The organism is Gilvibacter sp. CC01 (assembly GCF_055755295.1).
This window is the reverse complement of record NZ_CM146909.1, coordinates 1,315,938-1,330,057: the sequence shown is the minus strand read 5'-3', so window position 1 is coordinate 1,330,057 and position 14,120 is coordinate 1,315,938. Positions and strand designations below refer to the sequence as shown.

The following is a 14,120-nucleotide window of genomic DNA, read 5'->3' as shown; positions in this document are numbered from 1 at the left end:
CAAACAAACCAAACAATGAGAGATATTCTTATAAAAAATGCCCAAATAGTTAATGAGGGGCAGGTAATGAAAGGCGATGTACTGATCCAAGGAGATCGTATCGCAGATGTTGCCGATAGCATTAGCGTAAAGTCTGCCGATACCAAGGTTATCGATGCAGATGGATCTTTTTTGATCCCTGGAGTTATAGACGATCAGGTGCATTTTAGAGAACCTGGTTTGACCCACAAAGGAGATATTGAAAGTGAATCCAAAGCGGCGGTTGCCGGAGGGATCACCACTTTTATAGAACAGCCGAACACTGTGCCACAAGCCACAACTATTAAACTACTAGAAGAGAAATTTAGTAGAGCAGCTGAGGTTTCTTGGTCTAACTACTCTTTTATGTTTGGTGGGACCAATGACAATTTAGAGGAGCTTAAAAAAGTGGATCCGACCAAAGTGGCTGGTATCAAATTGTTCTTGGGGTCTTCAACCGGAAATATGTTGGTGGACGATCCTGAAGTATTGGAGGCCATTTTCTCTAGTACAGACCTTAGAATTTCCTTGCATTGTGAGGACGAGCAAACCATTCGTGAAAACCTAAAAAAGCATATAGAGATCTACGGTGATGACATTCCAATGGAGCTACACCCTAAGATCCGCAGTGAAGAGGCCTGCTATATTTCATCGAGTCAGGCTGTGGCCTTGGCTAAGAAAACAGGAGCTCGTATTCATGTGTTCCACCTTTCTACAGCCAAAGAGACTAAACTCTTCAGCAATAAAAAACCGCTTAAAGACAAGCAGATCACTGCAGAGGTTTGTGTGCATCACTTGCATTTTACAGATGAGGATTACAAAACCAAAGGGTCTAAGATCAAGTGGAATCCGGCAGTAAAGACCGCTAAAGATAAAGAAGGCCTCTGGAAGGCTTTACTATCAGATAAGATCGATGTTATTGCCACTGATCACGCACCACACACTTTGGAGGAAAAATCCAATCCTTATACCTCGGCTCCTTCTGGGGGGCCATTGGTACAGCATGCTTTGGTAGCGCTTATGGAATATGTGCATCAAGGGGTCATATCTATAGAAAAGTTGGTAGAGAAGATGTGTCACAACCCAGCTGTTCTCTTTGAGATTAAAGACCGTGGTTATATTCGAAAAGGGTATAAGGCGGATCTTGTTTTGGTAGATCCTAGTGCCCCTTGGACTGTAAATAAGGACAATATCATGTACAAATGCGGTTGGTCTCCTTTTGAAGGAACCAGTTTTAAATCGCGTGTTACGCATACTTTTATAAATGGTACCTTGGCTTACGAGAATTTCCATCTGATGGAAAAACCTAAGGCCGAACGTCTGACCTTTAATCGTTAATGAAGAAACTCTGGTACATAGGCATCGCACTCCTGCTTTGGCAGTGTCAGGATATAAAGTATCCTGAGGCTCCCGAGAACCTCATAGATAGGGAAACGATGATCCAAGTGTACACAGATGCTTATTTGGCCAATGCTTCTAAGAATTTCAACAGGACTATCTTACTCAGAGAGCAAATAGCGCTTACCGAGTACATCTACAAGAAATACGATATTGATAGTTTGCAATACGAGAAGAGTAATGCCTTTTACAGCACGGATCTGGACAATTACAGAGATATGTTTCTCCAAGTTCAGGAGAATATCAATGCCAGATTCCGAGAAGTTGATTCTATAGTTCAACAAGAGGAAGAAGACAAGAAGCGCTACAAGGACTCTATGCGTGAACTGCAGAAGCGTAGACGAGACAGCCTTGGCTTAGGTGTACAGGACAGTACAGAAATTGATACCTCAATTCCAGCTAAGACCGAAGACAGTCTCACAAAACCACCAGTTAAAAGAACGCTTCAGGGAGAGATCGCCCCTAAATCTAAAAATGATTCTGGGCTTTAAAAGCATCGCAGATTCGCTCAATGGTCTGTTCCCAAGGCGTGAACTCAAAATCGAGCTTCTCCTTTATTTTGTCGCTTGAATAATTGGATTGTTTATAGATGGAGTCTACCAAGGCCTGAGATAAGCGTTGCGGCGTTCCCAAAATTCGACTGGCTAACCAATCTGTGCTTGCCGCTATGCGCATGCACCATTGCGGGACTTTATATTTGGGTTCATTACTGCTAAAATGCACAGCCAGATCGGTGAAAAAGCTCTTATAGTCCTTATTGTAGGCAGATAAGAGGAACTTCTCTCCTTCGCAAGCCGCACTATTCGCAATGAGAATTGCTGCTTTTACTACATCCTGAACATCTACAAAGCCAGATCCTCCAGGAGTGTAAAAAGGCATACCATTAGCTCCTTTTTTAATAAGATTGCCACTGGCGGAATTCCAGTGCCCTTCTCCTAATATCACCGAGGGGAGTAGCATACACACTTTTAGACCTTCTTGGCCACCGCGCCAGATCTCCATTTCTGCGCCGTATTTAGAAATGGCGTAGCCGCTTCCGGGTTGCTGCGGATTCCATTCGGTTTCTTCGGTTATGGCTTGACCCGCAAGAGCCTTGCCCAAGGTGGCTACGGAGCTGATATGACAGATCTTAGTAACGCCTTTGCTAAGGGCTACATTGACCAAGTTCGCCGTGCCTTCTATGTTGATCTTTCTTAGTTTTCGTTGGTCTCTCGGGTCAAAGGAAATAAAGGCTGCGGCGTGATATATGGTGGTGATTCCTTGGCAAGCAGCTTCTAAAGAGATAAGATCTAAAAGATCGGCCTCTAGCCATTCTACCTTATCCAATTGTGCTTTGGGATACCTGGCCGCGACCATCTTAAACTTTTCCAAACTGGCCTTGTCGCGATATATCGCGCGGACCTTATGGTCTTGAGCGGTGAGGCTACAGACTAAATGACTGCCCACTAAACCGGTGGCTCCAGTTACAAGAATCATACTGCTAAGGTACTGCAATCACAGCAAATGCAGTTAAAATTCCCGCCCTGACTTTCATATTGAGAGGGGGTCGGCTATCTTTGCCCAAAATTTATAGCGATGCCGACCAATTTTGTTGCCGAATTGCAATGGAGAGGGATGATTCACGATGTGATGCCCGAGACAGAAGAACACCTTAATGAGGCCATGCGTGCTGCCTATGTTGGTTTTGATCCAACTGCAGATTCCCTGCACATTGGGAACTTGGTCCCCATTATGCTTTTGGCACATTTTCAGCGTGCGGGACACAAGCCTGTAGCTTTGGTTGGTGGTGCAACCGGGATGATCGGAGACCCTTCCGGTAAATCTAGCGAACGCAACCTTTTGGACGAAGTTACTTTGCGTCACAATCAGGAGTGTGTGCGCAAGCAGTTGTCTCATTTTCTCGATTTTGACTCCGGAGCAGATAATCAGGCGGTAATGGTGAACAATTACGATTGGATGAAAGAATTCTCTTTTCTGGATTTTATTCGTGATGTCGGCAAACACATTACAGTGAACTATATGATGGCCAAAGATTCGGTTAAGAATCGCCTTTCGGGAGAAGCCGCACAAGGTATGTCATTTACCGAGTTCACCTATCAATTGGTGCAAGGCTATGATTTCTTGCATTTGTATCAGCATGAAAACTGTACCCTACAGATGGGAGGAAGCGATCAATGGGGTAATATTACAACAGGTACCGAGCTTATTCGTCGTATTGGCGGAGGAAAAGGCTACGCATTGACTTGCCCCCTGATCACCAAGAGCGATGGCAGTAAATTTGGGAAAAGCGAAGGAGGCAATGTATGGTTGGATCCAAAACGCACTTCTCCTTACAAATTTTACCAGTACTGGATTAACGCTGCCGATGAAGACGCAGAGAATTACATAAAGATCTTTACTTTCTTAGATCAAAATACCATTGAGCAGCTTATTGCCGAGCACAAAGAGCAACCACATATGCGTTTATTACAAAAGCGTTTGGCAGAGGAAGTGACCACAACGGTTCATGGACAAGAGGCCTTGGAGCAAGCCGTAGCTGCGTCTAATATTTTATTTGGTAAAGCCACTGCGGATGGTTTACGCGCATTAGACGAACAGACTTTTTTAGATGTTTTCTCCGGAGTGCCTCAGGCGGAACTAGCTAGAGCAACCTTGGATCAAGGAATAGATATGATTGCCGCTCTTGTAGAACATTCGGGCTTTTTAAAGTCAAATGGAGAAGCGCGCCGTGCGCTTAAAGAGAATTCTATCTCGGTAAATAAGGAGAAGGTATCTGAAGACAAGACCTTAGACGCATCAGACCTTATTAACGATAAGTTTATCCTACTGCAACGTGGAAAGAAGAATTATCTGGTCTATCAGATTGTAGACTAAGTAAAAACCCGCTTCCTTGGAAGCGGGTTTTTTTCTAACCAACTAATTAACTAACCAAATTATGAAGATTAACTTTTTTCTCTTTCATAGAAAACGCGTCTTAGCATCGCGTTTAAAAAGTTACTTTCTCATTCTTGGGTAATCAGTCGTAATATTTTCTAAAGCTTACAAAAAGTTTGAAACCTCTGGAAAGGGAACCATCGTGCTAATCAAAACAGCTATGGAGTCTTTGACAATCAAGGTAATGGCAATTAGCAAACTGGAGACCATGGTCGCTACGGCTGCATTGTTATCCTTAATGGCTTCGAACTCATTGATGCGTTTGGTCAAGGCCGAGAACAAGAGGAATACTGCTGCGTTTATAAGCACAGCTACAATGAAGCCTACAGTTAAACTTAGGCCAGCATAAGTCAGAACCTGCCCTGTACTTAAGCCTGGATCTTGAACAACGGCAGCTCGGACCACATTGGTTATCGAGGGAACAAGCTCGCTTAGAATCAAGCCGATCGAGATAAATATCCCTCCGCAGAAAATGGCAAAAGCCTGATTAGAAGCCTCAAGGCGTTCTTGCCTAAAGAAAAAGTATCTAAGGAGTTTAAAACTCATAAAGAAAATACCAACGGAGAGGATCAATCCAATGACTAACTCCAGTAGCGATAAATAAAACAAATTGTCCATAACCAATTATTTACTGTTTAAAACGATCTCCCAATGCGTCAGGTCGTCCATATTGGCGCTGAGTTGACCGATTCTGAAATATTTTGAGGTGGTCTCCCACACATAATAGCGTTTACCGCGCCACACCTTGTAAAGGCCACTGGCGGGAATATTCAAGCCTAAAATAGAATGCCTGTAGTAACTGCTGTTCAGGATAGCTACATCATAATCAAAGTGCTTGAGCACACTGTACAGCAACACAGTACGTGTATCACAGTCTCCTTTTAGTGTGGCGATGAATTCCGCAGGCGCTTGTATGCCAAATACCTTGTTGCCTATACAGCAGTCTGGGCAATTTTGCAATATGGTTCTAATATTATCGTCTTCGTACTGATCTGCGTTTTGGCAAACTCCCTGAAACACCAAGGCATAGGGTATGTCTTGGATGCAACTGGTCACCATTTGGGCAAACTCCATTTGATTAAGCTGCTGTTGTTCTCCTATTAGGGCGAAAGTTTCGTAGAGCAAGGCCAGACTCTCTTGGCTTCTATTATCTAAAAAGGCGTATAGATCTCCCCAGAAATACCTCGGATTCCCTGCAGGTTGGTAAGTCGCAGCTATGTCTTGAAGCGCTAGATAGTCTTCTTGAGTTACTCTAAGTGGTCCTTGGTAGGATTTGCCGTTATTGTCTTTCCAATTGCGATATGAACTCCAGATAGGAATGGCTTGCTCATTCACAAGAAGGGTGTCTGCCCTCACGGTGTTTTCTTCGGAATAGTCGTAGCTATAGGTCGCGGTGTGTTCTCCCACTTTATGCAAGAAAACTGCGAAACAGATCATCAGCACCAATATAAAAATGATGCGGAAACGCATTCTAGAAATGACATCGGTCTCTGCTTTGGGTCTTAAAATTTGTTTTACCAACCAGCTGGCTGCCACCACCGCTATAAAATAGATCAGCCCGGATTTTATGCCAAAGGCATAGAGTGCCCCAAAGACCGCAAGGGTGATCAGCAATAATAAAACCAGCCACAAACAGCCTCTTGCCAGATTGCTAGCCGATTTACTCATTTAAAGAACCATAAGATTGCATCCGCGTAGATCGCTTTGATCAAATCTACCTAAAATTTCGAAACTGCCATCAGGATAAACCCTACCCAGGTCTTGGGTAGCGATAAAACTGCAGGAATAGTAGTTGGCTAGGTCTATCACAGAGACGCCGCCCGTACCACCAGAGAGGTAGTGCAAGGGGTCGTTGGGTTGGCGGGTTAGAATTTTCATCCACGGAGGGCCTGTGAAAATGCCAGCTCCTTTGGAGTAAGCTTGAGACAAGAGCTCTGTCATGCCGTATTCAGAATGTATCGCTATTGGCCCAAAGGCTTTTTGAAGCTCGGCGTGAAGCTCCGTTCTTATCATTTCTTTCCGACGGCCTTTCATACCTCCGGTTTCCATAATTATACCCTTTTTTACAGGTAGGGGACCTAATTCGGCCAAGTCCAGAAGTGCAAAAGATACTCCGATCAGCAAATATGGCTGGTTCTCTTCTTCTAATTGAATCACCATTTGGCGTAAGCCGGCCAAGTCATCCAAATAAAAGCCACTTCTTGTATCTCCGCTCGTTTTGATCCACTGATCTACCATATAGACCAAAGAGGCGTCGTTGCGCTCAAGATAACTCGGGAGTAATCCTAAGATCACATAGTCATTTAATGAACCGTAGTACTTTTCAAATCCGAGGGTGAAACTCAGCTCATAAAGGGAAGGGTCTGCTACAAAATGTTCACTGGGAACACTGCCAGTTGTCCCACTACTTCTAAAAGTTATTGCTTCGGATTTTTGATCGGAAATAAGACGATGCTCCTTAAATAGTTCCACAGGCATAAATGGAAGGTCCTCTAGTTGTGTCACCCGTTCAGGATCGCGCCCCAAATAGTCGCAAAATTGTCTGTAAGGACTGCAATGTGCGTACTGATACTCAAAGACTTTTAGGGCCGACTCTAAAAAGTTTTCGGCCGTAGTATCTCTTAGCAGTTGTTTGGGATCCATTCGCGCTGAATTGCGGACTAAAAATAATTAAAAAAAAAGCGCTTCCCAATCCAGGAAGCGCCTTAAGTATAATCTAACGTTCGAATTAACGAACCACTAATTTCTTTGTAGAAGTAGCACCGTTCTCAGTAACCTGAACCAAGTAGATTCCAGAAGACAAAGCTCCAATGTTCAAGCGAGAATTAGTCACCTGAGATTGTAAAACTTTTTGCCCTAGAACGTCATAGACCACTACGTTTTTTGTTTGGTTTGTAGCAGATACGATGTTAAGCACGTCACTAGTTGCTGGGTTAGGATACATGGTGAATCCGTTGTTGTTCTGAGTGTCTACACCTAGAACCTCTTCTCCTTGTACTACTATGTTGTCAATGAACATAGCTTCAGATCCAGAGTTAGAACGGAATTCGATAACCAATTGGATAGTAGCCTCGTCTGGAACATTTACAGATCCGTTCAACCAAGCTCCTTCGATACCAAGATCGTTGATGTCAGAACCAAAAGTGTTCAAGATGTCGATCTCTGTAGATCCAGTAATGTCTCTCACAAAAATGCGGATCACATCGTTCGCACTGCTGTTAGCTCCGTCTGCGTATTCGTAGCCAGTTGCCTGGATAAAGTAGTCTATACTAACGCTTACGTTTTGAAATCCTGTAAGATCCAATTCTTCGAATTCAACGATCATATTACCGTCAGAATCCTGAAATTGGTAACCCTGAACCCCGTCAGTGAAGGCACCAACTGTTCCAGTAAAGTTAGTAACCCCTACGAAATCTCCGTCAGTTAGACCAGTACCTGGCTCGTCATAAGGCGTATAACGCGCGTTCACTTCCATTTCTGTTCCTCCAAACTGATCCACAGGAGTTTCACCCGCGTTGTTGATAAGATCATGCGCAACAGCTGCATCACCTGTGTCTGTGTATTGTCCGTCGTTTACTCCGGCTTCAATAACTTCCTCTTCAAAACTTGTACTTGAAATTACTACCGTCTGCGCCTGCACGAGTCCTGCTAGCATAAGGGTTGCAATGAGTGTAATTTTCTTCATTATTACTTTAGTTAAAATTGATGATACAAAGATACAATAATACCTCTAGCAGCCTCTTAAATTATTTCTAAAAAAAGCCTCTTAACTTTATAATAACACGGGTCTTACCACTTATTGTAGCGTCCTTTAGCTGCAGCAGACTATGTTAACCGAATGTTTTGATTGCTTTACATAAAGTTTATATCTTGTAGAGGTAATAGGCACCCGCCTTCAAATAACATTATCTTTGAGTCATTCAAATCCGCTTGGATATGATGTAAACCGCTGGTGAAATTGAGTTTGCCGCCTGTCAAAATTGAAATCGATGAAGAAAAAGGATATGAAGATTCTCCTGGTTGACGACGAGCCAGATATCTTAGAAATCGTTGGGTACAACCTCTCTAACGAGGGTTATCAGATCGCGACAGCAGAAAACGGATTGGAAGCTATCGAAGTCGCTAAAAAGATCAACCCACATCTCATTATTCTCGACGTGATGATGCCAGAGATGGACGGCATGGAAGCCTGCGAAAAATTGCGTGCTATCCCAGCGCTCTCAGAGACCATCATTGCCTTTTTAACAGCCAGAGGAGAAGATTACTCTCAGGTCGCTGGTTTCGAAGCTGGAGCTGATGATTACATCACCAAACCCATCAAACCTAAAGTTTTGGTCAGTAAGGTAAAAGCGCTCTTAAGACGCTTCAAAGATGCTGAGGAATCAAGTAGTGCAGTAAGTTTGGGAGATCTGGTGATCAACAGAGAAGAGTATAAGATCATCAAAAAAGGGAAGGAGTTGTTCTTGCCTCGTAAGGAGTTCGAACTACTCGCTTTATTGGCTTCTAAACCCGGGAAGGTCTTTAAACGAGAAGAGATCTTAGAAAAAGTTTGGGGTAACGAGGTTATCGTTGGAGGTAGAACTATCGATGTTCACATCAGAAAACTGCGCGAAAAGATCGGAGATAAAAGTTTTAAAACGGTTAAGGGTGTAGGCTATAAATTTATTGTCTAATTCCTTTAGCTAATTAGTGTCTAAATCTGATTCAAAATATTCTTTTGCGGTGGTGACATCGCTTTATCTTGCGATTGTAATAAGCTTCGTGTTCTTCTTATTTTTAAGATTTACCGATCAATTAAACCTTTGGTATGTGGTCGGTGCCTTTCTTTCCATTTGGATACTGGGAATACTCGTTGTAGAATTACGCACGCGCAGATTTATTCTGAGGCAGATCAAGAGTATTTACGACGAGGTTAGTTCCTTAGAAGAAACCACTTTGGAGAACGATAGTGTCACCACCGATCTGGCGTCTTTTTCTAAATCTGTAGAGCGATTCACCAGAGAGAAACGCATGGAGATCGAGGCTATGCAGATCCGTGAGAACTATCGGAAAGAGTTTATGGGTAATGTCTCCCACGAACTCAAAACACCATTGTTTACCGTGCAGAGCTATATACTCACTTTATTAGATGGGGCCTTGAAAGACAAGGCAGTTCGTCGTAAATATCTAGAACGAGCTAGTAAAGGAGTAGAGCGACTTATCGTAATTGTTCAAGACCTGGACATGATCTCTAAATTAGAGGTGGGAGATCTGAACTTGAACAAAGAACGCTTTGACATCATAGAACTTTTGCAAAACGTCTTCGACCTATTCGAAATGCGAGCTCAGAAGAAAGGAATCACCTTGACTTTTGATACCCAATACGCAAAACCGATCATGGTTTATGCAGATCGAGAGCGTATCCAACAGGTAATAACCAATCTTATCGTAAACTCGATCAAATACGGAAAACAGGACGGAACCACAGAGGTAAGCGTAGAAGATCTGATCCAAAATAAGGTGATCATTCGAGTTACCGACAATGGAGAAGGTATTGAAAAGGAGAATCTCACGCGATTGTTCGAACGTTTCTTTAGGGTAGATAAAAGTGGTTCCCGCAAAGAAGGTGGCTCCGGATTAGGCCTTGCTATCGTAAAGCATATTCTAGAGGCACATGGCGAGAAGATCTATGTAGAGAGTGAACTCGGTGTGGGTTCTGAATTCTCTTTTACCCTAGAAATGAGCAAATAGGTCCGAGAGCTTAATTTGATCATGACCCATACGCAAGCCAGAGTATAATGGTACTTTGCCAAGGGCATCCAAAGTAAATCGATCTTGAGTAACATAGGGAACAAGGCCTTGGGCCGATAACTTTTTTGCCAAATATTCTTGCTCGTATTGCCCAGGTGTGGGAATAAACAAAGCTTTCTTTTCTAATGCGGCCAGGTCCATAATAGTGGTGTAGCCTGATCTGGAAATGATCACTTCACTCGCGTTAATGGCAGTTTCGAGTTCCTCAGAAGTCATATAAGAAACTACTTTTACTGCCCCGTGAGCATATCGCTCTTGCGAACCATCTGGCTTGCCTGAAACACAAAGTACACGCTTGTCAGTGTCTTTAAAAGCTTCAAGAAGGATATCTTCTAAGAGGCTGCGCTGTGGCTCTGGGCCGGAGAGCAGTAACAAATAATCGTTTTTTATAGGGAGGTCTCTTTTTGTAAACCGACTCAGTGCACCTATATAATTGGTGTTCTTAGGAGGCTTCGCCGGATGTCCCAAACGCCCGGACAAGTTTGGTTTTGCCTTGTGATCGGGCACCCAACAAGCGTCAAATTTCTTGATGATCTGCTTGTGTAGTTTAGAACTAATGCCCGTTGTAGATCCACTGAGCACCTCTAACTGATGCGTAATAAAAACTGAGTAAACCTCGCTGCTTCTTACCCCTAAACGATTGTCAGAGATTATACCATCCACAAGACCATCTGCTACCCATTGTTTTACCAATTTGCGCTCTTCTTTTGCAGCTTTGAGCATTCTTGGGCTCTGCAACAGCATTTGGGCTTTAAACAAGTGTTTTTTCTTGGAGTAACTGATGTTATAACCCGGAAGTTCTTTATAGGGCAACTGCGGAAACTCTTCACGCAGTAAGGCCAGGGCAACACCGTCACTGGCAAGGAGCACCTTGAAATGCTGCGCCAATAAGGCACGGATTATTGGGATACAGCGGGTGGCGTGTCCAAGTCCCCAGTTCAAGGGAGCAACTAATATTGTTTTGTTCGGTTTCATTTGGGGTGTTCAATTGCAAAAATAGCAATATGGTGGGGGATTTTATTTCCTTAATTTTACCAAAATTTAAAATTCGGTGGGCAGCAAGAACAAACTGAAAAGATTCCGGGAGAACGAGACCTTCGACAATGTCATCCAACCAACCAGAGAAGAGGTTGTTACCAATGCTTTAAAGCTAAAAGGCAATTGGAATCGTGAGGTCTTTAAAAATGACAATCCCTTAGTTTTAGAACTCGGTTGTGGAAAGGGAGAATACAGCGTTGGTCTTGCACAGGCGAATCCAGATAAGAATTTTATTGGGATTGATATCAAAGGAGCTCGATTTTGGCGTGGTGCTAAAACAGCTCTAGAAGAACAACTTCCCAATGTACGATTTCTGCGCACCCAGATCGAACTGGTCGACTTTCTTTTTGACACTGATGAGGTTTCGGAGATCTGGATCACTTTCCCAGATCCGCAGATCAAATACAAACGTACCAAGCACCGCATGACCAATCCCGTTTTCTTAGCCAAATACCGAAAAATTTTGGGTGATCCGGGTTTGCTACACCTAAAGACCGACAGCGAGTTCATGCACGGCTACACTTTAGGATTGCTACAAGGAATTGGGGCCGAGATCCTCTATGCACACCACGATGTTTATGGCAATGACTATTCTCCAAAAGAAGTGACCAGTATCCAAACCTACTACGAAAAGCAGTATTTGGAGCAAGGCAAAAAGATAACTTACCTCAAATGCCATTTGGGGAAATAATTTTTTATCTTACCCTTGTAAAGTACCTCTATGGGGCTATTTCCACATTTGATCTTCGGTTTTGTCGCAGCCTTTATTGGGGTGATTCCACCTGGTTTATTAAACATTTCTGCTGCTAAGATCAGCATGCACGAAGGGCGTAAAAGCGCCGCAACCTTTGCTGTGGGTGTGGGGGTTACTGTTCTGGTTCAGACCTATATCGCACTCTTGTTTGCGCGCTATTTGGAAATGCATCCAGAGATCATTCAGCTCTTGCGCCAGATAGGTTTGGGGATCTTTCTTTGCCTTACGGTATATTTCTTTTTCATCGCTAAGGACTCCAGACGCAAACCTGCCGACGAGGTAACTAAAACCGGTAAAAACCGTTTCTTTCTAGGGATGCTGTTGGCTGCATTAAACCTGCTGCCGCTGCCGTATTGGGTGTATATCAGTATTACTTTCAATGCCTTCGGATGGTTTGAATTCACGCCAAATGCGATTTTACTGTGCGTACTCGGATCTGTTCTAGGCACCTTGGCCATGTTGGGGATCTATATACAGTTCTTTAAACACCTCAAGAAAAAACAACATACCGCCAAGGTCAATATGAATTATGTCATAGGGGCCATCACAGGAATTGTTTCCATACTCACACTCATTAAGATAATTAGCAATCTGGAATGACAGAAGTATCTTTTTTTGACCGAGTTTACGAGGTAGTAAGGCAGATTCCAGAAGGTCGAGTAACCAGCTACGGCGCCATTGCCAAATATTTGGCTGCTCCTAAAAGCGCGCGGATGGTCGGCTGGGCTATGAATGCCTCTCACGGGAAAGATGTTCCAGCCCATCGGGTGGTGAATCGCAAGGGACTCCTCACAGGCAAACATCATTTTCAAGGCACCAACCTAATGCAGCAACTCTTAGAAAACGAAGGAGTCGTTATTATTGACAACCAGATCCAAGAATTAGACAAGCACTTTTGGGATCCGCAGCAGGAACTACCTCCACCCTTTTAAATCACTATATTCAACCCTGATTTTGGCATCAATCATTTTGATGCTCGGCTTTTATTTTGTGGGGCTTAAGTGGTATCTTTGTACTTTAGAATCTTTCTAAATACGAAAGTTTTTCATGAAGATAAAGAAACAAGAAGTACTGGATGCCTTAGCGACAATTTCTGTTGCGGGAGCCGGACAAAATATGGTAGAGAGCGGCGCGGTCAAGAATGTGATCGTATTTGCCGATGAGGTTGTAGTAGATCTGCTACTGACCACTCCTGCCATGCATATAAAGAAGCGCGCAGAAGCCGATGTGATCAAGACCATACAAGAAAAGATCAGTCCGGAGGCTAAGGTGCAAGTAAACATAAAGGTGGAGGCCCCAGCTCAACCACAGAAGCCCAATATGATCAAAGGAAAGCCAATTCCAGGTATTCAAAATATCATAGCCGTAGCTTCTGGTAAGGGTGGAGTAGGGAAATCTACAGTTACCGCGAATATTGCCGTGAGTCTACAGAAAATGGGCTTTAAGGTCGGGGTTTTAGATGCAGATATCTACGGACCATCTATTCCGATCATGTTCGACGTAGCCGACGAGCGCCCGCTTTCTGTCAATGTAGATGGAAAGAGCAAAATGCGTCCGGTAGAGAGCTATGGTGTGAAGATCCTCTCCATAGGTTTCTTTACCCAGCCGAATCAAGCCGTTATTTGGCGTGGGCCAATGGCAGCCAAGGCCTTGAATCAGCTGATATTTGATGCCGCTTGGGGTGAATTGGACTTTATGCTGATCGACCTTCCTCCAGGAACGGGAGACATTCACTTAAGCATAATGCAAAGTCTACCTATTACCGGAGCTGTGGTAGTGAGCACTCCGCAGAATGTAGCATTAGCAGATGCCCGTAAAGGAGTGGCCATGTTCCAGCAAGAGAACATAGATGTTCCTGTTTTAGGTATCGTAGAGAATATGGCGTACTTTACTCCTGCGGAATTGCCTCAGAATAAGTACTATATCTTTGGAGACTCCGGAGCCAAACATTTGGCAGAAGACCTTCAGGTTCCGCTATTGGGAGAGATCCCATTGGTGCAAGGCATTCGAGAAGCAGGAGACGTTGGGCGACCAGCGGCTTTGCAAACCGAAACAGCCACAGAAGAGGCCTTTGAGTCGCTTACCAGAAATGTGGTAGAGCAGACTGTAAAACGAAACGAAAATTTACCGCCTACAGAGGCAATAAAGATCACGACTATGGCTGGTTGTTCGGCTGTAAAAAAGTAAA

15 protein-coding genes are annotated in these 14,120 nt (G+C 43.7%); 9 read left to right on the top strand and 6 right to left on the bottom strand.

What is annotated here, in order from left to right:
• Positions 1-15: 15 nt before the first annotated feature.
• Both AC0J2F_RS06270 and AC0J2F_RS06265 read left to right on the top strand, forming a co-directional pair.
• Complete coding sequence (locus tag AC0J2F_RS06270; protein ID WP_473009296.1) at positions 16-1,356, top strand: dihydroorotase; 1,341 nt, start codon at positions 16-18, stop codon at positions 1,354-1,356.
• Positions 1,356-1,907 (top strand): DUF4296 domain-containing protein, encoded by a 552-nt coding sequence (locus tag AC0J2F_RS06265; RefSeq protein ID WP_473009295.1) that lies wholly within the window; start codon positions 1,356-1,358, stop codon positions 1,905-1,907. Before AC0J2F_RS06270 ends, AC0J2F_RS06265 begins: the two co-directional genes overlap by 1 nt.
• Here AC0J2F_RS06265 and AC0J2F_RS06260 read toward each other — a convergent pair.
• Positions 1,885-2,892, bottom strand: coding sequence for an NAD-dependent epimerase/dehydratase family protein (locus AC0J2F_RS06260; protein ID WP_473009294.1), 1,008 nt, complete (start codon positions 2,890-2,892; stop codon positions 1,885-1,887). The genes AC0J2F_RS06265 and AC0J2F_RS06260 overlap by 23 nt on opposite strands.
• A gap of 99 nt (positions 2,893-2,991) precedes the next feature.
• Here AC0J2F_RS06260 and tyrS point away from each other — a divergent pair, with 99 nt between their 5' ends.
• Positions 2,992-4,290 carry a tyrosine--tRNA ligase gene (gene tyrS / locus AC0J2F_RS06255; protein WP_473009293.1) on the top strand — a complete coding sequence of 433 codons (1,299 nt, stop codon included), beginning with the start codon at positions 2,992-2,994 and terminating at the stop codon, positions 4,288-4,290.
• Between the two features lie 165 nt (positions 4,291-4,455).
• Here tyrS and AC0J2F_RS06250 read toward each other — a convergent pair whose 3' ends face one another.
• The 4 genes from AC0J2F_RS06250 to AC0J2F_RS06235 form a co-directional block, all read right to left on the bottom strand.
• On the bottom strand, positions 4,456-4,968 hold the full coding sequence (locus tag AC0J2F_RS06250) for a DUF350 domain-containing protein (protein ID WP_473009292.1): 513 nt from the start codon (positions 4,966-4,968) through the stop codon (positions 4,456-4,458).
• 6 nt (positions 4,969-4,974) lie between these two features.
• Complete coding sequence (locus AC0J2F_RS06245; RefSeq protein ID WP_473009291.1) at positions 4,975-6,018, bottom strand: hypothetical protein; 1,044 nt, start codon at positions 6,016-6,018, stop codon at positions 4,975-4,977.
• Positions 6,019-6,993 carry a LuxE/PaaK family acyltransferase gene (locus AC0J2F_RS06240; protein ID WP_473009290.1) on the bottom strand — a complete coding sequence of 325 codons (975 nt, stop codon included), beginning with the start codon at positions 6,991-6,993 and terminating at the stop codon, positions 6,019-6,021.
• A gap of 85 nt (positions 6,994-7,078) precedes the next feature.
• Positions 7,079-8,035 (bottom strand): T9SS type A sorting domain-containing protein, encoded by a 957-nt coding sequence (locus tag AC0J2F_RS06235; protein ID WP_473009289.1) that lies wholly within the window; start codon positions 8,033-8,035, stop codon positions 7,079-7,081.
• A gap of 304 nt (positions 8,036-8,339) precedes the next feature.
• Here AC0J2F_RS06235 and AC0J2F_RS06230 point away from each other — a divergent pair, with 304 nt between their 5' ends.
• Together AC0J2F_RS06230 and AC0J2F_RS06225 are read left to right on the top strand one after the other, a co-directional pair.
• Entirely contained in the window at positions 8,340-9,023 is a 684-nt protein-coding gene (locus tag AC0J2F_RS06230; RefSeq protein WP_473009288.1) for a response regulator transcription factor, read from the top strand.
• 16 nt (positions 9,024-9,039) lie between these two features.
• Positions 9,040-10,080, top strand: coding sequence for a sensor histidine kinase (locus AC0J2F_RS06225; RefSeq protein WP_473009287.1), 1,041 nt, complete (start codon positions 9,040-9,042; stop codon positions 10,078-10,080).
• Here AC0J2F_RS06225 and AC0J2F_RS06220 read toward each other — a convergent pair.
• Entirely contained in the window at positions 10,063-11,115 is a 1,053-nt protein-coding gene (locus AC0J2F_RS06220; RefSeq protein WP_473009286.1) for a glycosyltransferase, read from the bottom strand. The genes AC0J2F_RS06225 and AC0J2F_RS06220 overlap by 18 nt on opposite strands.
• A 76-nt stretch (positions 11,116-11,191) precedes the next feature.
• Here AC0J2F_RS06220 and trmB point away from each other — a divergent pair, with 76 nt between their 5' ends.
• From trmB to AC0J2F_RS06200, 4 genes are all read left to right on the top strand, one after another.
• Positions 11,192-11,869: a tRNA (guanosine(46)-N7)-methyltransferase TrmB gene (trmB, locus tag AC0J2F_RS06215; protein WP_374959239.1), complete on the top strand. Its 678-nt coding sequence runs from the start codon at positions 11,192-11,194 to the stop codon at positions 11,867-11,869.
• A gap of 30 nt (positions 11,870-11,899) precedes the next feature.
• A complete protein-coding gene (locus tag AC0J2F_RS06210) occupies positions 11,900-12,532 on the top strand; it encodes a LysE family transporter (RefSeq protein ID WP_473009285.1) in 633 nt (210 codons plus the stop codon).
• On the top strand, positions 12,529-12,864 hold the full coding sequence (locus AC0J2F_RS06205) for an MGMT family protein (RefSeq protein ID WP_087524166.1): 336 nt from the start codon (positions 12,529-12,531) through the stop codon (positions 12,862-12,864). Before AC0J2F_RS06210 ends, AC0J2F_RS06205 begins: the two co-directional genes overlap by 4 nt.
• 115 nt (positions 12,865-12,979) lie before the next feature.
• Positions 12,980-14,119, top strand: coding sequence for an Mrp/NBP35 family ATP-binding protein (locus AC0J2F_RS06200; protein WP_473009284.1), 1,140 nt, complete (start codon positions 12,980-12,982; stop codon positions 14,117-14,119).
• The last annotated feature ends 1 nt before the right edge of the window (position 14,120 follow it).